Source organism: Colwellia sp. C2M11 (assembly GCF_018860915.1).
Lineage (GTDB): Bacteria > Pseudomonadota > Gammaproteobacteria > Enterobacterales > Alteromonadaceae > Colwellia.
In genome coordinates this window covers 1-24254 of sequence record NZ_JAHKQD010000017.1, presented here as the reverse complement: position 1 = coordinate 24254, position 24254 = coordinate 1, and the positions used below count along the sequence as shown (strand labels likewise).

The following is a 24254-nucleotide window of genomic DNA, read 5'->3' as shown; positions in this document are numbered from 1 at the left end:
AATTTTACTCGATAGTTATAATTAATTGTTTGTAAATAAAAAACATCATATGTTTATATATAATATATGTGCGGCGATTGTTTTGTAGCCTCACACCTCGATAAAAAATCAATAATTAGGTAGTACAATGATAATAAAAAATAAAATAACCCTAGCGCTAATCACTGCAACGACACTTTTAACCACCGCTTGTGGGGGGGATAGTGATCCAGCAGTTCAAAATCCACCTGAAATTACAGTACCAGATGCAGAAACGCCAGATACAGAAACACCTGATACAGAGGTTCCTGATGCCATCACTGAAAATGTTCCGGATGAAAATGGCAATGTATCACCAACTTTAGTTGACGGTAATGAATCTGATTGGGTTTTTATTCCTGAACGTTCAGATGAATTTAATAATGTAAGCCTCGATAGCAGTAAATGGGAAAATGATCCTGATGACTTTGGTCCATGGTCATGGCGTCCTGAAAATGTGAAAATAACTGAAGATGGCAAGTTACGTTTAACCATGGATTACGAAGAGCATACCGCACAACGTTGGGGTAAGTCTGATGGTGTTAATGCCAGAGTCGATGTTGATATGTTCTATACATCAGGCATGATTCGAGCTAATTCTGTGCAAACCTATGGTTATTATGAAGCCAAAATAAGAGGCACACATACTTTCCCTGGCAACAGCCCTGCGTTTTGGGTTTACAGTAATGGACAAGATAGAGCTGCTGCAGGTATGAACCCAACTAAAGCTGGCGATCCAATCTACTCAGAAGTCGATTTTGTTGAATTACAACAAGCTGAATACAGCGATGTAACAGGTGTTCAAAAACAAGATACTGCTGAAATTATCGATATGAATCTACATGCTATTTATCAGGATGAACATGGTGATCCTGTTGAAGTTCGTCCTCACAATGATCTACAACATTTATCACAAAACAAAATTATTGCCGACTTTGATCCAAGAGACGACTTCCATATTTATGGTACTGAAATTTCAGAGGATTATATTATTTGGTATATAGATGGTAAGGAAGTGGCGCGTAAGGCTAACCTTTATTGGCACTTACCGATGCGTGTTACCTTGTCACTTGGCTTGAGAACCCCTCATGTTACTTATAACAACTGTCCGCATAGTTTAGCTCGATGTCCTGTTGCGGAAAATGCAACTCAAGAAGGTTACCCGACGAACATGGATGTTGACTGGGTACGCGTTTATAAAAGAGCACCATAATTTGTTCTAAAATGAATTAACTTAGTAAACAAAAGGGTGTAATAATCTGATTATTACCCCCCTTTTTATTTGGCAAAATTATCGGCCAAATGAATATTAAACAGACATCAATTATACCAATTTGATTAATTTTGTGATCTAATTTGACTTTATAATTATTCCTTTTTCATAATGAACCTGAAAACTGGATAAGTATTGAACTAATTGCCCACCTAGCGATCAGATCTTTCGACTAAAAACTATTTGAAAGCAACAAAGGTGGGCAGATGAATAAGTTAATAGATATATTTTGCGATGTCGATGATTTTTGTTATAAGTTTTTACCTGTTTGGGAAACTGAATTAATAGCTAATGGAGCTAAAAAGCGACGACGTCAATCAAAGATGCCCACTAGCGAATGTATGACTATCGTTATTGCTTTTCATCAATCAAACCACAGAAATTTCAAGAACTTCTATATTGGTTTAGTTCAAAAACATTGGAAGGAATACTTTCCAAATTTACTGAGTTATACGCGTTTCTTACACAAAATGTCCGCTCTACTTATTCCTATGTGTGCTTATTTCCAAACAGTTAAAGGAAAACCAACAGGTATTGCTTTTGTAGATTCCACAAGCCTTAAAGTATGCCATAACATACGTATCCCACGTAATAGAGTGTTTGATGTTATTGCTAAACGAGGGAAAGGAACAATGGGTTGGTTTTACGGCTTTAAATTGCATTTATTGATTAATCACGTAGGTGAAATCATTTCTCTGAAGATCACTCCAGGTAATACTAACGATAGAGCACCGCTCCCTGATCTATGCAAAAACCTCTCTGGAAAGCTTTATGCTGATTAAGGATATATCGGAAAGAAGTTAAGTGAAAAGTTATCAAAAATTGATGTTGATTTGGTTACAACCGTTCGTAAAAACATGAAGCTAAAGCAATGTCAGCGTTTGATAGAGCCATGTTATCAAAGAGATATATTATTGAAACGATAAATGATCAGCTAAAAAATATTTCTCAAGTTGAACATAGTCGGCATCGAAGTGAGACAGGCTTTATGTTGAATGTAATGGCAGGAATAGTGGCTTATTATCTTAAAGAAAAAAAGTCACGTATTAAGTTATCACCTAGTGAATTTGGACTGATGGTAGCTTAAGAACGTTATCGCTTAAGCAGATCTCAGGTTAATGACTTCAAAAGAATTAGAAAAACTCGCTCGAAGCGCTAAAAATAGCCGCATGAGAAATCGCTACTTGGCGGTTTCTCACTTTGTTGATGGTAAGTCTAGAACAGAGATCGCAAAATACTTAAAGGTCGCCCTGAAGCAGTGTAAATATTTGAGTTCACAAATATTTCAATGAAGGGATTGATGCCTTAAACTTAGGTTGTCATACAGGTAGCTCAACAAAATTGTCCGCAAAACAACTCAAATAATTAAGCAGTTTTATTAAAGAAAGCAGTACTCTTGCTAATAGGCGGACGTTTACAAGTAAAAAATATTCAATCATATATTACAGAGCATTTTAGTGTTGAGTATGAAATTAGTAATATTTATCGGCTACTCCACCACTTAAATTTCTCATGGATAACCAGCCGCTCCAAGCACCCGAAACAAGATGAAAGCGCTCAAACGCTTTTTAAAAAGCTTCCAGATGGAAACGATCCTTCACATCCCATGGAAAACCCAGTTAGATAAAGTCGATGTGTGGTTTCAAGATGAAGCGCGATTTGGTCAGCAAAATACAACCACACGCGTTTGGGCAACTAAAGGCACACGACCAAGAGTAGTAAGGCAGCAACAGTTCGAATATGCGTATCTATTCGGTGCTATATGCCCAGCGACAGGTGCAACTGAAGCGATTATCAGTCCGCCAAGTAACCCCAGATCGGGTTAAGCCCTAACCATAGCATTCTTCTCTACGTCACTAATATTAAGGGTTGGCTTATTTTCTTTAAGGCAATAAGCCACTAAACCTGCCAGTAAATTCAACATAAAACTATTCGGGCTACGATGACGCGAATGCTCTATTTGAGATATATTCTTCAATTGATCATTTATCGTTTCAATAATAAACCGTTTAGATAACATTGCTCTATCCCATAACGACATAGCTTTGGCTTTCATATTACGGCGCACGGTTGTTATCAAATCAACTCCTTTTTCCTTCAAACCAACTGTTAATTTTTTGCTTATATAGCCTTTATCTGCATATAACTTCCCTTTAAGTTTTTAGCTAAGGCTAATACGGGCTTTGTGTCGTGAACATTGCCAGTAGTTAATTTAGCCTCAACTATTTCACCTCTAAAGTTAGTGACTAAATGTAGTTTGAACCCATAAAACCAACCCATTGTTCCTTTGCCCCGTTCGGCTATACCGTCAAATGTTTTATGTCTAGGAATTCTTAAGTTATGGCATACTTTTATGCTTGTAGAGTCAATAAACTCAATACCTGTAGACTCACCTTTAAGTATTGAAAAGTAGCTAGAAAGTGGAACGACCGCTTTAGGCATCACTTCTAAAAATCGAGTGTAGCTCAATAAGCTAGGGAAATGTGAACGATAAAACTTAGCAATATAACCTTTATAATAATTTTTAAAGTCGCGATGATTTGATGTATGAAAAGCAATTAATATAGTGATTATCTCACTCATAGCCATACGACATGGACGATTTCGCTTGATACTTCCATCAGCAATTAATTGTTTCTCCCATTGTGGGATAAATACGCGACAAAAATCATCGACATCACAGAATATTTCAACTAGTTTATTCATGCCCGTTTCTTATTATCTTTCTGTTTTTTCTTGGTCGAAAGATTGGATCGTGGAACGGGCACTTAGTTCAATTTAATTAATTCTTATCCCGAGCTGAGGTTAAGTAATGACATACTTTAATGCTTGTAGAATCAATAAATTCAATACCTGTCGATTCACCTTTTAGTATCGAAAAATAGCTAGATAGTGGCACTATAGCCTTAGACATCACTTCTAGAAATCTAGTGTAACTCAATAAACTTGGAAAATGAGAGCGGTAAAATTTAGCGATATAACCTTTATAATAATTCTTAAAGTCGCGATGATTAGAGGTATGAAAAGCAATAAGGATAGTGATAACCTCACTCATCGCCATACGGAAGGGGCGATTTCGCTTTATATTACCATCTGCAATTAATTGTTTTTCCCATTGAGGGATAAATACGCGACAAAAATCATCGTCATCATAAAACATTTCAACTAGCTCTCTTATGCTAGTCTCTTATTACTTTTCTTGGTTGGAATGGTGGGTAGTGAAGCAGGTACTTAATTTATTATTATTCCTATCTGAGGCTAATTAATAGTTCTGTAGAGTTTATATATTTTGAACGTTATTCAAAATAATGCTCCAAATCTTGATAGCCTTGCTTAATATGCTCAATAAGTAAGGTTAGCTTTTCAGGTTTATATCGCGTGTAGGGATAAACAGCAAAAACCCCTAGCGAACGTGCCTTATAATCGCTCAGCACATTGACCAATAAACCTGCTTGTAATTCTTCATAAACACTACATTTAGGCACATAAATAATCCCAATATCATTCATAGCTGCTTTTTTTAAAGAATAAGCATTATTTGAAGACATACAGCCTCTTACTAATATTGATTTTTGCTCGCCATTGTCATCAAAGCGCCACTCATTACTACCATTTGCTTGTAGATCGTAGCAAAGGCAGTTATGGCGTTTCAGATCATCAATTGTATTTAATGCTTTATTCGCTTTTAAATACTCGGGTGAAGCACAGACAATCCAATTAGATTCCAATAAAGGCACAGCTATAAGGGAAGAATCCTCTAGTACAGCTGTTCTTATAGCTAAATCAACACCTTCTTCAACTAAGTCGATAAGCTTATTTTCAAGTCGTAATTCAATGGTGATTTTAGGGTAGGTTTTGCAAAAACTTGATACTAACTCTGCCAGTAATAACTCACCTGAAATGGTCGGTACAGACATTGTAATATGACCAGAAATGTCTTTAGATAACTCGTTAACCGCGGTAAAAGCATCATTTGCTTGCTGGTTAATACCTTTTGCATGTTTATAAAGTAATTTACCTGCGTCAGTAAGACTAAGCTTTCGAGTGGTTCTATAAAGTAGCTGTGTATTTAACTGTTTTTCTAGTGCCGATATTTTTTTACTAACAACGGTTTTGGACAAACCTGTTTTTTGAGCTGCCAGGCTAAAAGACTTCTCTTCTACTACTACAGCAAAAATTGCTAACTCAGATGCACCGTTCATATCAAACTCATTATGTTTAAAATGGAAATAGTTTATTTTTCTATTGCGAATATACAGGTAAATACCAACGGAGTATATTGCTCATATAGGAGAAACGACGTAGGGTATTATAAATAATAATACTTTTGTCTGTGTTTCATACTAAATTGTTCAAGTAGATGGATATTGAATCTATATCCAAATTACCTTCGTAGAATAAGGGCGGATAAATGTCTGACAAAAATAATTATACTGACGCTAATCAATCTAATACGATTGAATGTTTAAATATTTCCGAGAAGAGAGTCGGACTATTTGTTACCTGTTTGGTAAATACAATACGTCCTTCAGTAGGTTTTGCTTCCATCACTTTGCTTGAGCAAGCAGGTTGTACTGTTGAAGTTCCAGCAGCTCAATCTTGCTGTGGACAACCCGCATTTAATTCAGGTGACGATGAAGGTACTCGTCAAATCGCTTATCAAGTTATCGAACAGTTTGAAGAATTTGATTATGTTATTTTACCTTCGGGTTCATGTGCTTCAATGATCAAAAATAACTTTATAGAAGTATTTAAAGAACAACCCGGTTGGCAAGCAAGAGCTCAACATTTAGCTGACAGAACTCATGAACTACTCTCATTTTTAGTTGATGTATGTAATTTTAAACCGAATGGTGTTGAACTTGATGGTACATTCACTTATCACGATAGTTGCTCTGGTTATCGTTCTCTTAATGTTTACGAGCAACCAAGAGAAATGCTTTCTACCGTTAAAGGTTTAGAGCATAAACCATTGAATGGTCATTCTGAATGCTGTGGTTTTGGTGGAACATTTTGTGTTAAATATTCAGACATATCTAACGCCATTGTTAGCGAAAAAGTAGAAAATGTTGTTGCTGCTGACGCTGATTATTTACTTGGTGGCGATATGGGATGTTTAATGAATATCGCAGGAAAGCTTAATCGAGAAGGTAATCAAAAAATTACTGCATTGCACACCGCTGAAGTTTTAGCGGGTTTAGCACCAAAGATTATAGGGGCTAACGATGCAAGCTAATAAACCTGAAAATTTTACTCAAAATGTTACTGATGCTTTGGCGCAACCTGATTTAAAAATGATCATCAGGCGTACAACCGACAAAGCTGAAGCAAAACGTAGTGATGCCATTGCAAACTTTCCTGAATTTGAAAAAGCACGAGCACAAGGTCAAAAAGTTAAAGACCATACCATTAAGCATATGGAGCATTATTTGGCTGAATTTGAAAAAAATGCTTTAGCTCAAGGTACTATTGTTCATTGGGCGAGTACTGCTGAAGAAGCTTCAAAAATTGTGTTAGATATCTGTCGTGAACACAAAGCTAAAAAAGTAACTCGTAGCAAATCTATGTTGGGCGAAGAAATAGGCTTAACACACGCTTTTGATAATTCAGAGATGGAGCGCATTGAAACCGATCTTGCCGAACATATTATTCAACTGGCGGGTGATCCTCCATCTCATATCATTTGGCCTGCTATGCATAGAAGCAGGGAAGACGTTGTTAAACTTTTTAGGGAGTTTCATAGCGATCCAACTTATTCAGAAGAAATTACTGATCTGGTAAGAAGTGCACGTCGTGATCTGCGCACTAAGTTTTTAACATCTGATATTGGCATTAGTGGCTCTAATTTCTTACTTGCCGACAGTGGCTCTTCTTGTACAGTAACCAATGAAGGTAATGCTGAACTAACAATTACTCCACCTAAAGTACACATAGTTACCGCAGGTATTGAAAAGCTTGTACCATCAATGGCACATGCAATTCCTTTATTACGTTTGTTAACACGCTCTGCTACTGGCGCAGATATCACGCAATATATAACTTTTCATAATGGTCCCAAAAGAAAGAACGATGCTGACGGACCTGAAGAATGTCACATTGTTTTAGTTGATAATGGTCGAACAAAAATGCTCGCTGAAGGCATGGAAGAAATGCTGCGCTGTATTCGTTGCGGAGCTTGTATGAATCATTGTGTGGTATATAAACATATTGGCGGACATGCTTATGGCTCTGTATATCCTGGACCTATGGGATCGGTACTTACGCCTCATTTACAAAGTCTTGAAGTCGCCAATAAGCAAACTCATGCTTGTACCATGAACGGGCGTTGTGAAGATGTTTGTCCTGTTAATATTCCTCTCCCTAAATTATTACGCTCGCTGCGCGCACAATCGTGGGAGAAAAAGTATGAACCTTTAACCAATCGTTTTGTTGTTAAATTTTTCGGTGTTCTAGCTAAAAGACCTCAACTGTTTCAACTGTTCTCATCTTGCAGTCTTATTTTTATGAAAGCCTTCAGTCGTAATGGCTGGATCAAATACATGCCATTCACCTCAGGTTGGACACGCAACCGAGACTTGATTGAACCAGAAACAACAACGTTTATGCATCAATATAAAAAAATGAAAAAATCTGAAAGTGGTGGATCGTAAATCATGAATAAACAAATAAGTGATATGAGTAGAGAAAAAATATTTAGTGCTATTCAAGCTGCAAAACCAACTATCACTGCCGATGCTAAAACTATTGAAGATGAAGCACTTGAGCTTTTAAAAGAGAGTGAATTTGCGCGTCCTCAATTAATGTCTGCAGACGCAACTGAAGCATTAATGTTAAGAATTGATGCGGGTTTAGTTATAGGAACAACCTGCGAGAAAATTTCGACCCTTGATATGTTACCTCATTCGGTAAAGCAGTTTTTTAATAAAAACGCTTTACCATCTGAACTTAAAGTCCAGAGTGTTGAACCATTAAATAAATTAAACTGGCAGGGTATAACAACAGATATCGATATTGTAAACGATAACACTGTGGGTTTATGTTGGGCGGAATATGGTGTTGCTGAAACCGGTTCGTTTGTTGCACATTCGGGTCCTGAAATGCCTATTTTACTTAACTTCCTTCCGTTGTATTTGATTGCCGTTATACCTAAGTCAAAAATACTTCACTACATGGATGACTACGCGCTTATCGCAAATGAAATGGCTAAGAAAAAACAAACGCCACGAAATATGTGTTTAATATCAGGGGTTAGTGGCACAACGGATATTGAAGGTGTATTAGTTAAAGGTGCTCACGGACCTGAAGTTTTACATATTATTATTGTTGAAGACGAATAACGTCAGATTGAATAATGTGAGTTATTATTTTTTGTCGGCTACCTCATTTATTCTTATTAAAAATAAGTCAGTTATTAATATTTGAGGATAAAAATATTTAGGCAAAGGGAGGCGATAAATATTATAACTTATGAGGTAAGAGAAAGAATATTTATAGTTGCAGCTTGATTATTGTACTGTAGTGGCTGGTTAGGTATAAATAGTGATAAAGCTTAATGAGCTGGCCGAAAAGAAAGGATGTTGAACTATTTAATAAATCTTATTATTTAATACTCATATAAAATTTTAGCACAATTTATCAATATGATATCTCAACATTGGTAACTTAATAAGTAAGAGTTGTAGCACGTTTTTTCTGAACATTAAGCCGTATAATAAAAAAATTATTACGAAGTTAATTTAATAAATAAGTAAGCTTTTTAAGGTAAATATAAATTTTGAATATTAAAAATGTAGTAACTATTTTATTTGTGTTTTCTCTGTTTATTGCTTCCGCACAGTCAGCAGTAATAAGTGGTCATGATTTTCAAAAGAAAGCACCTATATCAAATCAAACCTGTACTTCCTGTCATGCTCAGTCTGAACAAGAATGGACACATTCAGATCATTCTAAAGCCATGTCGATTGCAGATAGCACGACAGTAATCGCTGACTTTTCAGGTGTAAATGTTGAACATTATGGTCAGAAAGCTCACTTCTTCATTAAAGACAATAGCTATCAAGTTACTGTTTCTTATGATGATAACGTGGATACTTATCCAATAAAATATACTTTTGGCTATACACCATTGCAGCAATATTTAGTTGAAACTGAGCCTGGAAGGTTGCATGTACTTCCATTTGCTTGGGATGCTAGAAGTAAAGAAGAAGGTGGACAGCGTTGGTATCACAACTATAGTCATGAAGAAATACGTCCAGAAGACAGACTACATTGGCGACAGCCATTACAAAATTGGAACGGCATGTGCGCAGATTGTCATTCTGATGGACTGGTTAGAAACTATAATGGTCAAGATAATACCTTTAAAACTGAATTTGATAATATCAATGTAGGTTGTTTATCTTGTCATGGGGATATGACCGATCATATGAAAACACCAAAGAAAGCGGAAGTACGTGCTAGCGTTACATCTATCAATCATCCTACAGGTCGATGGTTACGAAGCATCGGCGATAAAACAGCTCATTGGGAAGGTGGTGAACGTAATAACGATTTTATGGATAACTGTTTTGCATGTCATTCACTTAGAGCCCCATTAACCGACGGCTTTAAAGCAAATATACCTTTTCTAGATCAATTTACACCTAATTTTACCGCTAGCCCTAACTATTATGCTGATGGCCAAATTAAAGAAGAAGTTTATGTTTATGGTTCTTTCTTGCAAAGCAAAATGTATAAAGAGGGTGTAAACTGTTTAGATTGCCATGATAAACATACGATGAAACTAAAAGTTGAAGGCAATGGCTTATGTTTACAATGTCATGGCGCTGAAGTTTATAACGTTAAAAAACATCATCAACATAATGAAAACTCTACAGGTGCTCAATGTGTAAATTGTCATATGCCTGAAAACACTTATATGGGTGTAGATGATAGACGTGATCATAGCTTCAAAATACCTCGTCCACATTTATCTGAAACCTTCGATACGCCAAATGCTTGTGTACAATGCCATGAAGAGAAGTCTAATGAATGGGCAAGTGCTACTTTAGAAAAATGGCATGGTAAGCCTAAAGCTATTCTTTCAAGTAAGCACTTATTGATGTTATTAAATAGGGGTCAAGGTATTTCATTACAACAGCATTTATCTATTATGGCAGATGAACAACTTGATATTATGAGTCGAGCTACTGCTATTCAATTACTAAGTTACACCACAACTACAATTAGTGTAGCTGAGTTGGCTCCGTACTTATCTCATGATGAAGCATTAATAAGATTGAGTGCCGCAAGTGTAGCAACTTTATTGCCATCACAGGACAGAGTTAATCAACTCAGCCCTTTACTTGAAGATAAATATAAATCGGTAAGAATTGCTACTGCACGTAGTTTATTATCAGGCGATGTACTTTTTCTCAATCAAACTCTTTTTGATAAAGCATTTAAAGAATTAATTATTTTTAATGATGTTAATAGTTGGCGTGGTGAAGGTATGGCGAATAAAGGCATATTAGCTCTTGAGATGAATAGAAAAACAGCAGCTGAAGAGGCCTTCAAAAAGGCAATTAAAATAGAGCCTTATTTTGAAACGGGTTATATTAATTTAGCTGATATATATCGCTCTCAGCAGAAGTCATTTCAGGTAGCATCGGTACTGTCAAAAGGTATTAAACTCAATCCTAAGTCAGCTGCTTTGCATTATTCTTATGGGTTACACTTTGTTCGCCAAAAACGCTTAGATAAAGGGTTACCTTTGTTTAAAAAATCTATGCAGCTTATGCCAAGTAACCCTGAGTATGCTTATACATATGTGCTTGCATTAGATGGAGCAGGGCAAAGTCAGGATGCTTTAGATAAACTAAAGGCGTTAATTCCAAATTACCAAAATAATACCCAGCTTAAAGAATTAGGCTTGTATCTATCACAGAAGCTTAATTCGAGAGCCGATTATAATTGGTTTATAAATAATTAATAATCACCTATATTTATCAGGTATAGCACTGGTAATTTGTAGCCATAAGACTATGCTTGAATTTCATTCTTGAATTATTTAATGGAGTACGACTTATGGGATCTGATAATACCGATAGAAATAAACCAGGGATAGCCAATTTTGCGGCCTTAAAAACCGCTATAGTCAATGGTGAAGATCAATTAGTAAGGGAATTGCTATCACACGAACCTATGCTCGATATTGAAAAAAGCTACCTTATTGATTTAGCTCAATTAAATAAAAATCATACAATTATTAAATTACTTGAAAACATTAGCGTGAAGAAATAGGCTATTATTCTCATTATTAACGATGTAGGTTATATAACAACATTACTTTAATAATTTCACCGTCTAAATAAACCGTTATTAATCATTAAAATAAACCACTTAAGCTTTAATGGATTTAATTGGTTTCAGATCATAAATTAACTATTTATTGATAATTCAATGTAAACATACTCCGTAGGAGGATGTATAGTTTCAAATTACTTTATATGATGCTGTTATTATCTTTAGTATTAAATGAGAGATTTTTACTAGGGTGAATACACAACTTCAGTTATGATCTTTTTAATTAACTTACTATAAATATTTGAGGTATTAATGTTAGGTACAGCTTGTTCAGCATCAGCTACAAAAGTAATGATGTTAGGTTGCGGAGAATTAGGTAAAGAAGTTGTTATTGAATTACAACGCTTGGGTGTTGAAGTTATTGGTGTTGACCGCTATGCCAATGCACCTGGTATGCAGGTAGCTCATAGAAGTTATGTTATTAACATGCTTGATGGTACAGAATTGCGTGCTTTAGTAGAGAAAGAACGTCCTCATTTTATTGTTCCTGAGATTGAAGCGATTGCTACAGACACGTTAGCTGAACTTGAGCAAGAAGGGTTCAATGTTGTGCCAAGTGCTAGAGCAACACAATTAACAATGAACAGAGAAGGTATTCGATGTTTAGCTGCTGAAACGTTAGGGTTAGCTACTTCAGCATATATATTTGCTGCTACGTATGAAGAGTTTACTGCCGGTATTGAAAAAATAGGAATACCGTGTGTTGTTAAGCCTATTATGAGTTCGTCGGGTAAAGGCCAATCACTGATTCGTTCAAATGATGATATTGAAACTGCTTGGAAATATGCACAAGAAGGCGGTCGTGCAGGTAAAGGAAAAGTTATCATCGAGGGTTTTGTTGATTTTGATTATGAAATAACGCTATTAACGATTAATGCTAAAGATGGCATACATTATTGTGCTCCGATTGGTCATCGACAAGAAGACGGTGATTATCGAGAGTCATGGCAGCCAGCACTTATGTCTGCTGTGGCTATTGAAAAAGCACAACAAATGGCTAAGAGTGTAGTTGAAGCTCTAGGTGGTCGCGGTTTATTTGGTGTTGAGCTTTTTATTAAAGGTGATGATGTTATTTTTAGTGAAGTATCACCACGGCCACATGATACTGGATTAGTCACTCTTATTTCACAAGATTTATCTGAATTTGCTTTGCATGCTCGTGCGATTTTAGGTTTACCTATTCATCAAATAGAGCAATATGGTCCAAGTGCTTCAGCGGTTATCTTGCGTGAAGGTACCTCAAAAGATATTCGTTTTTCAGGCCTTGAAGATGCATTAGCTCAGCCTCAAACACAAGTTCGTTTATTTGGTAAACCTGAAATTGATGGAAGACGTCGCTTAGGTGTTATTTTAAAACGTGCAGAGTCGATTGAAACAGCAATTGAAATAGCAGTGAATACTGCAAATAAAGTTAAAGTAGACTTTTAAAGTAAAGTGCTATAATTCTCTTGATATTTACGGTTATTATATGGACGGTGAATTTAATGAGATGAACGATCTTCTGATAGGGTAATGTTTATATGAATGGCTAGAAAGCTTGTTGTTATTGAACATTATCTCTATCTCTGACGCAGATTTTTATGTTAGAGCTATTGAAGTATCCTAAATAATTCCAATGGGTTACATCTATATCGATGAGCGAGCTAAGGCATTAAAATAATATTTTGTTATTTTTAATACATATCTTCAAAATTTGGAATCGCCTGTTCCCAAACTGGTATTTCTTTGCCTATATATTCGCGTACCGCATCAAAAAATAACCTTGTTCTAACAGGAAGATCTCGGTGGGGATAATAGGCATAAATTGCCCCGAACTGTATTAGTTTTATATTGGTCAATAAAGGAACTAATTTACCCTCCATTATTTCGTTAGCGAGTATAAACGCTGGCGCAATAATAAAAGTAGTACCTGAAAGTGTTTTCATCAGTAACACTTCAGGATCATTTGCTCTATACACACTTTTAAGTTTCTGCTCTTGTAGCTGATCGTGTTCATCATAATAATGTACACTGTCAATTCTAAAAGATGCGCCAGCATAGGTCGCTGCTGGTAATCTAGCTAAATCCTCCATGGTACTAGGCATACCATAATTTTTAATAAACTCGGGTGTTGCCAGTATCAATAAACGATTTCGAGCAATTTGTCGGGCAATTAGTGACGAATCTTTGGGCTCGCCGACACGAAAAGCTAAATCAAACCCTTCTGAGACAATATCCATTAAGCGATCACTTAAATTCAATTCAACTTCTACTTGTGGAAAACGTTTTTGAAAATCATTAATCACTGGTTGTAAGTAACGTTTACCGAATAAAGTACTTGAGGTAATTCTCAGTAACCCTTGTGGCTCTAAATGAAAGTTCTCTGCAATACGTACGGTGTCACCCAATAGCGTTCGTAATTCTGTTGCTTTTTTTATCATTTCAGAGCCAGCAGCGGTTAATGAGAATGAACGTGTGGTTCTATTAAGTAGTCTTACGCCTAACTCATCTTCTAAACGGTTAATTTGTTTAGAGATAACAGAACGATCTATATTGCGTATTTCGGCTGCTCTGATAAAAGAACCTTGCTCTACCACCTCAAGTAACATTAATAATCGACTCGTTGTGTCCATTAGTTATCCCCATTGATTATCACGATTTAACTCTATTGTTGCCATTTTGGCACTAATCAAATGTAAAAACTATTCTTTTTGTCACTAAACAAATTACATAAAATTGCGGCCACATCACCATAGGAGTTAACATGAACAAACATCTAATCTCAATAGTTATTACTATTGCTATCTTAACACTAGCCGGTTGCTCACCAGAGCCGAACGCACAAAAACAACAGGCGCCATTACAATCGATTGATGTTGCAAATGTTATTGTTAAACCTGTACAAAATTGGCACACCTATACCACACGCATAGAAGCACCTGAACAAGTTGCTTTAAAGCCACGTGTGTCTGGTGTTATAGAGCATATCGCCTTTAATGAAGGTGAAAAAGTAAAAGAGGGTGATCTACTTTTTCAATTAGATGATCGTCCTTTCTTAGCTATCGTTGCTAGCCTAGAAGCGCAAAAAGATAGTGCTGAAGCGGCATTAGAACAAGCAAAAAGCGAAGAAAAACGCGCTATACGTTTAACTGAACGTAAAGCTATATCAACAGAGCAAGCTGAATCACGTACTTCAACTTTACGTCAACGCCAAGCACAACTTGATGCTTTACAGGCACAGTTAATCGCTGCAAAACTTGAATTAGAGTTTACTTCTATTCGTTCACCAATTGATGGAATAATCTCTCGTGCCAGTATTACTAAAGGTAATAACGTTATTGCAGGACAAAGTGTGCTTACCAGTATTGTGTCAGATAAAGCAATGTATGCTTATTTTGACGTAGATGAGCGTACATGGAATAGATCATTTTCTGATGTTACCGCTAATGATAAGCAGCAAGTTGTCATGCAAAAAGTTGGACAGGATGATTTTGCCTTTAAAGGTTACATTGATTTTATTGATAATCAGATTGACTCAGCAACAGGCACGTTACGTGTAAGAGCTGTATTTAATGAAAATCAAAGTCAACTTAGAGCCGGTTCATTTGCTCGCATTAAATTAGCGGCTAATGGTATAAGTGATAAAATTATTGTGCCTGATCGCGCTATTGGTACTGATTTAAAAAACCGTTTTGTTTTAACGGTAGGCGAAAACAATATTCTAGAATATAAGGCAATTCAAGTCGGTGAACTCTACGGTAGCTATAGAGCGATTAACGCTGGTTTAGTTGCAACCGATGTTATTGCCGTGAATGGTCCTGCCCGAGTTGGTCCTGGTATGACTATCTCCCCAAACACTATAATACTTGATAGTACAGGTGTTACTTTTACTTTATTACCTATTGCTGATGCCAATTTAACGGCACAGCTAACGTCACAAGAGTAAGAATTAGCAATGAAATTTTCCCACTTTTTTATACAAAGACCTATTTTCGCAGCGGTCTTGTCGATGTTAATTCTAATTGCTGGCAGTATTTCGCTTTTTCAATTACCTGTTAGTGAATATCCTGGAGTAGTGCCACCAACGGTTGTTGTTACAGCAAGTTACCCTGGTGCTAATCCGTCAGTTATTGCGCAAACTGTTGCAACGCCACTTGAGCAAGAAATAAATGGTATTGAGAACATGTTGTACATGTCATCTCAAGCGACAAGTGATGGCCGAATGAGTTTAACCGTAACCTTTGCACTGGGTACTGATCTTGATAGAGCTCAAGTACAAGTACAAAATAGTGTTAATAGTGCATTATCTCGTTTGCCAGAAGAAGTTCAACGACTAGGTGTTGTTGCTGAAAAATCGACACCTGATTTAACCATGGTTGTGCATCTATTCTCACCAGAGAAAACTCACGACACGGCCTATTTGTCTAACTATGCAGATCTTTATATTAAAGACCAAATTGCCCGTTTAGCGGGTGTTGGTGATGTTAGATTATTTGGTGGTGGTCAATTTTCAATGCGCGTATGGCTTAATCCTGATGCTTTAGCTTCGCGTCAAATAACTGCATCAGACGTTATCAGTGCGTTACGCTCACAAAACCAGCAAGTTGCAGCGGGTAGCTTAGGCTCTCAACCTTCTGCTAATGATAGCCAATTTCAAATATTATTGAATGTTAAAGGGCGGCTTGATAACGTTGAAGAATTTGAACAAGTGATCATTAAGGTAGGCGATGAAGGTCAAGTTACACGCTTACAAGATGTAGCACGTGTTGAATTAGGACAAGACTCTTATTCTTTGCGCGCTATGTTAGATAGTCAACCTGCACTTGCTATCCCAGTATTCCAACGTCCAGGCTCTAATGCCATTGAATTGTCAGATCAAGTACGTGAAACCATGGCGCGCTTATCTCAAGATTTCCCTGCGGGGGTTGAATACGATATTGTTTATGATCCAACTATTTTTGTACGTGACTCTATCGATGCGGTTATTACAACGTTAATTGAAGCGATAGTGCTTGTTGTGATTGTAGTGATACTCTTTTTACAAACATGGCGTGCGTCAATTATTCCATTAATTGCAGTACCTGTTTCATTAATAGGTACTTTTGCTGTGATGCATTGGCTTGGTGTTTCTATCAATACCTTATCTTTATTCGGTTTAGTACTCGCCATAGGGATTGTGGTGGATGATGCCATTGTCGTTGTTGAAAACGTTGAACGTAATATTGAAACAGGTTTATCTCCGTTGGAAGCGACAAAAGTTGCAATGACCGAAGTAACAGGGCCTATTATTGCCATTGCTTTAGTGCTTAGTGCTGTATTCATTCCCACAGCCTTTATTAGTGGAGTATCAGGTCAGTTTTATAAACAATTTGCGTTAACTATTACTATATCAACGATCATTTCCGCCTTTAATTCATTAACGTTATCGCCAGCATTAGCCGCTATATTGTTAAAGTCACATGACAGCAAACCAGACAGGTTAACGCGAATATTAAATAAACTGTTTGGTGCTTGGTTATTTGCTCCTTTTAATCGCCTTTTTGATCGTGCGAGTAAACGATATCAAAAGATAGTTAAAAAATTAATGCGTATGAGCGTTATTGCGATTGCCGGTTATATTATTCTAGTTGGTGGCACTGTGCAGTTATTCAATACAGTGCCGGGTGGTTTTATTCCTGCACAAGATAAACAGTATTTAGTGGGCATTGCACAGTTACCTGATGCCGCAAGTCTTGACCGTACAGAAGCTGTTGTAAAAGAAATGGAAGCGATTGCACTACAAGTGTCAGGTGTTGCTAATACGGCTGCTTTCCCTGGTTTATCAATAAATGGTTTTACCAATAGTCCCAATAGTGCCATTGTATTTATGCCATTAGAGTCTTTTGATATGCGTACAGACCCTAGTCAATCGGCTATGGCGATTGCTGCACAGTTAAATCAAAAATTTATGGCAATAGATAAAGCGTTTGTTGCGGTATTCCCACCACCACCAATTCGTGGTTTAGGAACAACGGGTGGCTTTAAATTACAAATTGAAGACCGTGGCAACAAAGGTTTTGAAGTATTATTTAACAGTTTACAAAGTGTGATTAACAAAGCAAGACAAGACCCTGCCTTAATGGGGCTGTTTTCGAGCTTTCGAGTTCAAGTTCCACAAATGGATATTGAAATTGACCGTGAACAAGCGTTAATTCAAGGAATACCGTTAGATGAAGTCTTTGATGCATTGCAAATATACTTAGGCTCTGTTTATATTAATGATTTCAATATGTTTGGTCGTACTTATCAAGTGAAAGCACAAGCTGAAGCTGAATTTCGTCAAGTACCTGAGCAAATCCTTAACTTAAAAGTACGTAATCGCCAAGGTAATATGGTGCCATTAGGTTCAATATTAACGGTTACGCCAACCACCGGACCTGATCGTGTTATGCACTACAATGGTTATCCAAGTGCTGAATTAAATGGTAGCCCTGCACCTGGTTATAGTTCAGATCAAGCGCAAGCAGCGATAGAGAAAGTTTTAGCAGAAGTACTACCAAAAGACATTACGTATGAATGGACCGAGGTAACGTACCAACAAATATTGGCTGGTAATACTATGGTATATGTATTCCCTTTAGTGGTACTGCTCGTTTTCATGGTATTAGCTGCGCAATATGAGAGTTTACGTTTACCATTAGCGATTATATTAATTGTACCTATGACTATCTTTTCAGCGTTGTTAGGTGTTTGGTTAGTAGGATCAGACAATAATATATTTACTCAAATTGCATTAATTGTACTGGTCGCGCTAGCCTCTAAAAATGCGATTTTGATGGTGGAATTTGCTAAAGATCAGCATGAACAAGGCTTATCTCACTTCGACGCAATTATTGAATCGTGCCGATTACGTTTACGTCCAATATTAATGACTTCCATTGCATTTACCGCCGGTGTTGTGCCATTAGTGTTAGCGACAGGCGCTGGCGCTGAAATGAGACATGCGATGGGGAATGCTGTATTTTCAGGCATGATAGGAGTAACGGTATTTGGTTTATTATTTACTCCGGTATTTTATATTTTACTGACGGCACCTAAACAAAGAACAGGAAAGGGGGAGTCATGATTAACTTAACAAATAAGCTTAGGTGCAAATTAGCCCATAAGTTAGCTGTTAGTGTTATTTTAATTACCCCTGTGTTGTCTGGTTGTGCTAGTAAAGTGGAAGAACAAAACTATCGGCAATCAATGGAAGCTTTTGTTGCAGAAACAAATGTTGCAGCGCATTTAGCCAGTGAAGATGAAATAAACTGGTGGCAACAATTGCATTCAGCTCAGCTTAATAAACTGGTTAACGATGCGTTAGCCAGTAATTACGATTTGAAGACCAGTCAATTACAAATGAAAAGTGCGCTGGCAAAATTAGGTGCGCAAAAAGCTGAGTACCTTCCACAAGGTGGCGTGAATCTTGGTGCTCAACGTACAGGTTTAGCTGATGATGTTACTCGTCAATCATCAGCTAATTTAGAGTTAAATTGGCAACTTGATTTATTCGGTCGAATCACTGCATTGGTTGACGCGGCTAATGCGTCAGCTATGAGTCAAGCTGAACAGTTAAGAGCATTACGAATTGAAGTAGTATCTGCCGTAGTCACCGGTTATATCAGCTATCAAGGTAATAAACAGAAGGAAAAAATTCTTAATTTACAGATTACTGCTCTAGAGCAAAGTATTGATGTACTTGAAGCGCGCGTGCAAGAAGGGATTGCAAGTGAGCTTGATTTAAATCGTACACATGCGCAACTTAGTCAACAACAGGCGTTATTACCTGATGTAAGCTATGCGCAATATCGAGATTTATCAACTTTAGCTATGCTAACAGGGCGTTTTAGTGGTGATATTATACTAGAAGACGAGCAAACTATTTTAGATACACTTTTTACTGTGGCTTTAGCTGAACCTAATAAGGCTATCGCCTTACGTCCTGATATTAGTAGAGCGTTATATGAGTTTAGCCAAACTAATTCGCTAAGTGTTGTAGCAAGTAAAGCATTGTTACCTGATGTTAGTTTAGACGCCTTTGTGGGTATTGTAAGTCTTGGTACTAATACGTTAAGTAATACACAGCAACAATGGCAAATTTTACCACAAATCGAATGGTCATTATTAAGCTATCCTGCATTATTAGCGCAACGTGATGCACAACAATACTTGAGTAAAGCCGCCTATAATGAATACCAAAAAGTAGTATTGGGCGCACTTAATGACAGTGAACTTTCATTACGTTTACTATCAAAAAGTATTGCACAAAAAGGGTATGCCGATCAGCGTTATAGCTTTGCCAATAAAGCATTTTTGCAAGCTAATGCGATGTATCAAGAAGGACAAATTCCATACTTAGCGTTGTTAGATGCGCGGCAAGATGTTTTAATAGCAGAAGATAATGCAGTTAATGCCAAGATCACTTCATCATTAGCGAAAGTAAAGGCTTACCAAGCGTTTAATGGTCGATGGAGTTATGGTTTAAAGACCTTATAATATTTGAGTGTTTCATGTTAAATAGCAACGAAATAAACATAATTGACCTACCTAAATCGATGCGAGCAATTGTACTTGTTAAACCTAATGATGAATTAACTTTATCTGAGGTTCAAATTCCACTTCCAATACGCGGTGAACAAGAGCTGTTAGTTAAAGTGGAATATGTAGGTTTGAATCCTATTGATGCAGAATTAGTTAAAACTGGTTTTTGTGATTGGCAATACCCTCATACTATAGGGTTTGACGCTGTAGGCACTGTTGTAGAAGCCAAGAAAGGCTTATTTCCTAATGTTGGCGACCGTGTTATGTGGCACGCCAATATAGAAAAACAAGGTATATTAAGTGATTATGCTACCGTACCTAATTTCGCTGTTTCAGTTGTTCCCAATAATATTAGCGGTAGTGATGCCGCAACATTACCATGCTCAGGAATGGCGGCTTTAATCGCCATGAAAAAGTTACAAGTTACACAAGGTGAAGTAATATTTATTGATGCAGGTGCTAGCAGTGTAGGGCAATTTGCGATTCAATTTGCTAAAAGCTTAGGGGCTGATGTCTTTACAACAGCAGCTAAACGTAATCATAAATTAGTAAAGCAATTAGGGGCTGATTTTGTTTTTGATTCACAGGATGACAAGCTACATCAGAAAATAAGTTCAGAGATAGGACCCGAAGGTTTTGATGCTGTGCTTGATTCACTTGGTGGGGAATTTACCGCTCGTAACATCGAACTTATGCGCTTTTGTGGTCGTATTGCTTGTTTGAAACCCTTACCATTTTTAGAGCCTGCACTTATGTTCAGGAAAGCACCAAATATTGGTATTATTTCTTTAGCAGGGGCATGGTTAAGCAATAGTTTATGTGCTCAGCAAAAAATGGGGTTTATGAGTAATGAATTACTTGATGCTGTGGCAAAAAATAGTGTTCATACACCTGAAGTCACCTTAGTGAATTTTTCTGCAAAAGATGTTTCTTACGCATTACATACACAAATTAATGGCGGTTTTACGGGGAAACAAGTGATAAAAGTAGGGTAGATATTCAGCTTAACAACATATTAAGCATCTAATTAAGTAAAGGTAGAGTTAGTTTAAAAGTGGCGTTTATAGTGATTTAGAACAAACAAGGATGTTGTCTTTAAGGAGAAATCCTCCTGTAATACGCAATAAAAGCTGCTGACCATGCGCAATACAAAAGTCAGGTATTTTTGCATGTAAGGCACGAGCAAAATCAACTTGTTGATTAATAATACGCTTGGAATTAGTAAGTTGTTCTTCAAGATCTATTATGTCACATAACGTAATTTCATCTGTCTGATGTGTTTTTAATACCAGCTGTAAATTACCTCGATCCATTTTTTTTTGAAAAGTAACAAATATTCTAGTAAATGATGTTTCTTGTTGTGTTTCAGTATCATTAAGTAACAGCTCATAAGAAGACTGTTCAATATATTCTTTGTTTTTTAATAAATATTGCTGGTATCCCTTGTGCAGAGCAAAAGCATAATCATCAGACCAATAAGGGGGGAGTATATTACTGTTTCTTTTTTCCCACTGTTCCGGCGCTAGTAAGCCTCCATTCTCTTCATAATTATCTTTAGAAATAGTCTTAATTGAAACATTTCCCTGTTGATTTTGGGTGTTGATATTAATGTTATTCATGAGTCATCTTAGTCGAAAGTGTTAAAGGGCGTGTTAGTAGTTATCGTTTAATAAAACCGACATACCGAGCTATAACGGATAGAACTTTAGAAAGTCACAAAATTTTATTTATGTTTAGGTAATAAAAAATTACTTAAATAAAGTAGAATGCACTGGTTTAATCAGTAATAGATAGGTATACAAGGATAAAAATTAAACATATATAAATTTAAATGTGACTTTTGAGCGACTCAATCGTTATAAGGTAAAGCGATAAAAATTATTGCTAGAGGAAAAGATGAAAAATATAGAAAAGAATATAGCATTAGAGCTTAAGCGTGATAGTGAATTTGCCTTTAATACTTCAGATGATGAGCTATTTAAGCGCGCCACAGTAACTATGAATAACCAGCAAGGCTCTAAAGACCTGATTACATTGGGTATGGCTTCTATTTGGATAGTTTTTGTTAGCATATTTATGAAAATACTAAAGCCAATATTTAAGAAAGTAGCAGCAAATCCAAAGACGATAAACACTAACACGATAAATGATGAGAACAAATGATGGATACTGAAAACATTACAGATAAAGCATATACCGGTTTTATGGTTATTTGGCATAAAGTTGTCACCTTTATACCAGACCTAATTGTTGCCATTGTTTTTTTACTGGTTGGTTGGATGATTTCTTCAATGATTAAACGTTTTTTAAATAAAACATTAATCAAAATTGGCTTTAATACCTTTTTAGATAAACTTGGTTTAGATGCTTTATTGAAAAAAATGGAAGTAACGGTTACTGGTAGCCAAATTGTTTCTAGTCTTATTTCAATATTTTTCTTGTTAATATTTTTATTAGCGGCATTAGATATTGTTGGTTTAACAGTACTTTCAGGTTTAATCGATACATTAGTTTTATTCTTACCTAAGTTACTTGCTTCACTCGCCGTATTATCTTGTGGCTTTTTTGTTGCGCAGATCGTTTTCAATGGTGTAAAAATAGCAGCTAAGAATACAGGTGTTGATTATGGCCGCTCTGTTGCTGAAGTATGTCGTGGTATTATTATTGTTATCACTATTTCGTTATCAATCACTCAACTTGATATTGATGTATCTCTGCTTAACAACATTATGACCGTTGTTATTGCTAGTGTTGGTTTGGCTGCCGCTATTTCTTTAGGAATAGGAACCAAGTCAATGGCACAAGAAATTGTAGCCGGAGTTTATTTACGAGAAATGTATCAAGTAGGCGATAACATTGAAGTAAAAGATATCAAAGGAACGTTAGCTTCTATTGGTAGTGTCGCAAGTAAAGTTATGGGTGAAAATGAATCGATAACAACAGTGCCTAATACCTTTTTATTAGCGAATAAAGTTACTAAACAATAATTAGGTTTTTTAACTTTTGAGTACCCTTACCGAACGCCAGCTTGTTGCTTTAGTGCAAGAAAGTCTGCCTTACGATACGCGTCTGTTTCAGCAATTAATCACACCATATTTGCCTGTTTTAAAAGGATATTGTGCGAAACTGCTGAACAACCTGTCTGATGCAGAAGATGTTGTGCAAGAAACAATTATTAAGGCTCTAACTCACTTGAAAAGCTTTAAGTGGGTTGGGTCTTTTAAAGCATGGTTATTTAAAATTGCACACAATGAATGTATTAATAAAATAAGAGACCGCCGTTGGGATGCCATGATCAACGATGATGAGTACCTGGATAATTTAGTCGTAGAGAATAATGATTATGAAGATTTACCTGCGGTACTATCGGCCTTAATGAAAAACTTATCATTTGAAGATCGTAATATAATGTTATTGCGTTATCGTACTGAATTAGAGTTTCAAGAAATAGCAGATATCTGTAATTTAAAGTTATCTGCTATAAAAATGCGACATAAAAGGATTATCGAATTTTTGAAAGGGAAGTTAAGGTAATAGCATATCTTTGAGTTTTTCATATACGTCAAAAATACCTTTATTACCATAATAAAGGTATAGCCAAAACCTATATTTGAACTAATTTGAATTTAACAATTTATAAGGTTTTGGCAAACAACACAGAGACAATTTTTACTTATCAATCTTCAGGCGTCTGGAGTGATTTAAGGTTGGTGATTGGCTATTTAAAGTAGGCTCAGTTGCTTTAATTATGTTGTTAACAGCGCCAGGAGCTACAATTCGTTGTGGATAAGAAGAGGCTGCAGCATTAATTTTTATATTATCATTAATAAACTGACGCGTTCGTAAACTCATTTTTTTCATTTCTTTCCTTGTTATCTATCTGATTTGATAAAATTTAGTGTGAACTTTAATGTAAACTGAAAAAGTAAGAGGAATAAAAAATTTACTTTCTAGGGGTATAACGAACAATAAACGTAAAAGTCACAATATTAATTAATTTATTGTCATTAATATTAAACTAAGCGGAGTATACAGCTTAAAAGTAAAATATGAACGATAAATAACGCCTTAATAGTGC

The 24254-nt window shown here is 36.2% G+C and carries 18 protein-coding genes and 4 pseudogenes; 16 read left to right on the top strand and 6 right to left on the bottom strand.

Annotation, left to right across the window (positions count from 1 at the left end; translation table 11 throughout):
* Positions 1-127: 127 nt before the first annotated feature.
* The 3 genes and pseudogenes from KO509_RS05865 to KO509_RS17990 all read left to right on the top strand — a co-directional run.
* A complete protein-coding gene (locus KO509_RS05865; RefSeq protein WP_215972356.1) occupies positions 128-1231 on the top strand; it encodes a family 16 glycosylhydrolase in 1104 nt (367 codons plus the stop codon).
* A gap of 266 nt (positions 1232-1497) precedes the next feature.
* Positions 1498-2378, top strand: a pseudogene (locus KO509_RS05860) (IS982 family transposase).
* Positions 2379-2696: 318 nt separating this feature from the next.
* Positions 2697-3102: pseudogene (locus KO509_RS17990) on the top strand (winged helix-turn-helix domain-containing protein); the annotation flags it as partial.
* An 11-nt stretch (positions 3103-3113) separates the two neighbouring features.
* Here KO509_RS17990 and KO509_RS05845 read toward each other — a convergent pair.
* The 3 genes and pseudogenes from KO509_RS05845 to KO509_RS05835 form a co-directional block, all read right to left on the bottom strand.
* A pseudogene (locus tag KO509_RS05845) lies at positions 3114-3997 on the bottom strand (IS982 family transposase).
* Positions 3998-4097: 100 nt separating this feature from the next.
* A pseudogene (locus tag KO509_RS05840) lies at positions 4098-4469 on the bottom strand (IS982 family transposase); the annotation flags it as partial.
* Positions 4470-4587: 118 nt separating this feature from the next.
* Positions 4588-5493, bottom strand: coding sequence for a LysR family transcriptional regulator (locus tag KO509_RS05835; RefSeq protein WP_215972352.1), 906 nt, complete (start codon positions 5491-5493; stop codon positions 4588-4590).
* 209 nt (positions 5494-5702) lie between these two features.
* Here KO509_RS05835 and KO509_RS05830 point away from each other — a divergent pair, with 209 nt between their 5' ends.
* The 6 genes from KO509_RS05830 to purT all read left to right on the top strand — a co-directional run bounded on the left by KO509_RS05830 (position 5703) and on the right by purT (position 13063).
* The gene (locus KO509_RS05830) at positions 5703-6527 is read left to right on the top strand and encodes a (Fe-S)-binding protein (RefSeq protein ID WP_215972351.1); all 825 of its coding nucleotides are present in this window, start codon (positions 5703-5705) and stop codon (positions 6525-6527) included.
* Positions 6517-7941 carry a lactate utilization protein B gene (locus tag KO509_RS05825; RefSeq protein ID WP_215972350.1) on the top strand — a complete coding sequence of 475 codons (1425 nt, stop codon included), beginning with the start codon at positions 6517-6519 and terminating at the stop codon, positions 7939-7941. Before KO509_RS05830 ends, KO509_RS05825 begins: the two co-directional genes overlap by 11 nt.
* A gap of 3 nt (positions 7942-7944) precedes the next feature.
* The gene (locus KO509_RS05820; protein WP_215972349.1) at positions 7945-8628 is read left to right on the top strand and encodes a lactate utilization protein; all 684 of its coding nucleotides are present in this window, start codon (positions 7945-7947) and stop codon (positions 8626-8628) included.
* Positions 8629-9065: 437 nt separating this feature from the next.
* On the top strand, positions 9066-11261 hold the full coding sequence (locus KO509_RS05815; RefSeq protein WP_252727415.1) for a cytochrome c3 family protein: 2196 nt from the start codon (positions 9066-9068) through the stop codon (positions 11259-11261).
* A gap of 95 nt (positions 11262-11356) precedes the next feature.
* The gene (locus KO509_RS05810) at positions 11357-11572 is read left to right on the top strand and encodes a hypothetical protein (RefSeq protein ID WP_215972348.1); all 216 of its coding nucleotides are present in this window, start codon (positions 11357-11359) and stop codon (positions 11570-11572) included.
* 315 nt (positions 11573-11887) lie between these two features.
* A complete protein-coding gene (gene purT, locus KO509_RS05805; RefSeq protein WP_215972347.1) occupies positions 11888-13063 on the top strand; it encodes a formate-dependent phosphoribosylglycinamide formyltransferase in 1176 nt (391 codons plus the stop codon).
* Positions 13064-13308: 245 nt separating this feature from the next.
* On the opposite strand, the gene KO509_RS05800 is transcribed toward purT, so the two are convergent.
* Positions 13309-14247 carry a LysR family transcriptional regulator gene (locus KO509_RS05800; RefSeq protein WP_215972346.1) on the bottom strand — a complete coding sequence of 313 codons (939 nt, stop codon included), beginning with the start codon at positions 14245-14247 and terminating at the stop codon, positions 13309-13311.
* Between the two features lie 131 nt (positions 14248-14378).
* Between KO509_RS05800 and KO509_RS05795 the strand changes: the two genes are divergently transcribed.
* From KO509_RS05795 to KO509_RS05780, 4 genes are read left to right on the top strand one after another with little or no spacing between them, the layout of a single operon-like run.
* The gene (locus KO509_RS05795) at positions 14379-15560 is read left to right on the top strand and encodes an efflux RND transporter periplasmic adaptor subunit (RefSeq protein WP_215972345.1); all 1182 of its coding nucleotides are present in this window, start codon (positions 14379-14381) and stop codon (positions 15558-15560) included.
* A gap of 9 nt (positions 15561-15569) precedes the next feature.
* Positions 15570-18719: a multidrug efflux RND transporter permease subunit gene (locus tag KO509_RS05790; RefSeq protein ID WP_215972344.1), complete on the top strand. Its 3150-nt coding sequence runs from the start codon at positions 15570-15572 to the stop codon at positions 18717-18719.
* Positions 18716-20131 carry a TolC family protein gene (locus tag KO509_RS05785; protein WP_215972343.1) on the top strand — a complete coding sequence of 472 codons (1416 nt, stop codon included), beginning with the start codon at positions 18716-18718 and terminating at the stop codon, positions 20129-20131. The genes KO509_RS05790 and KO509_RS05785 overlap by 4 nt, the downstream gene beginning before the upstream one ends.
* Positions 20132-20145: 14 nt before the next feature.
* Positions 20146-21171, top strand: a complete 1026-nt coding sequence (locus tag KO509_RS05780) for a zinc-binding dehydrogenase (protein ID WP_215972342.1) — start codon at positions 20146-20148, stop codon at positions 21169-21171.
* Between the two features lie 66 nt (positions 21172-21237).
* On the opposite strand, the gene KO509_RS05775 is transcribed toward KO509_RS05780, so the two are convergent.
* A complete protein-coding gene (locus KO509_RS05775) occupies positions 21238-21795 on the bottom strand; it encodes a hypothetical protein (RefSeq protein ID WP_215972341.1) in 558 nt (185 codons plus the stop codon).
* 277 nt (positions 21796-22072) lie between these two features.
* Between KO509_RS05775 and KO509_RS05770 the strand changes: the two genes are divergently transcribed.
* The 3 genes from KO509_RS05770 to sigX are packed head-to-tail and all read left to right on the top strand — an operon-like array spanning position 22073 to position 23710.
* Positions 22073-22339 (top strand): hypothetical protein, encoded by a 267-nt coding sequence (locus tag KO509_RS05770; protein ID WP_215972340.1) that lies wholly within the window; start codon positions 22073-22075, stop codon positions 22337-22339.
* Entirely contained in the window at positions 22336-23163 is an 828-nt protein-coding gene (locus KO509_RS05765; RefSeq protein WP_252727414.1) for a mechanosensitive ion channel domain-containing protein, read from the top strand. Before KO509_RS05770 ends, KO509_RS05765 begins: the two co-directional genes overlap by 4 nt.
* 16 nt (positions 23164-23179) lie before the next feature.
* On the top strand, positions 23180-23710 hold the full coding sequence (gene sigX / locus KO509_RS05760; RefSeq protein ID WP_215972339.1) for an RNA polymerase sigma factor SigX: 531 nt from the start codon (positions 23180-23182) through the stop codon (positions 23708-23710).
* 135 nt (positions 23711-23845) lie between these two features.
* Here the strand turns inward: sigX and KO509_RS05755 are convergent, their stop codons facing one another.
* On the bottom strand, positions 23846-24037 hold the full coding sequence (locus tag KO509_RS05755; RefSeq protein ID WP_215972338.1) for a hypothetical protein: 192 nt from the start codon (positions 24035-24037) through the stop codon (positions 23846-23848).
* Positions 24038-24254: the final 217 nt, after the last annotated feature.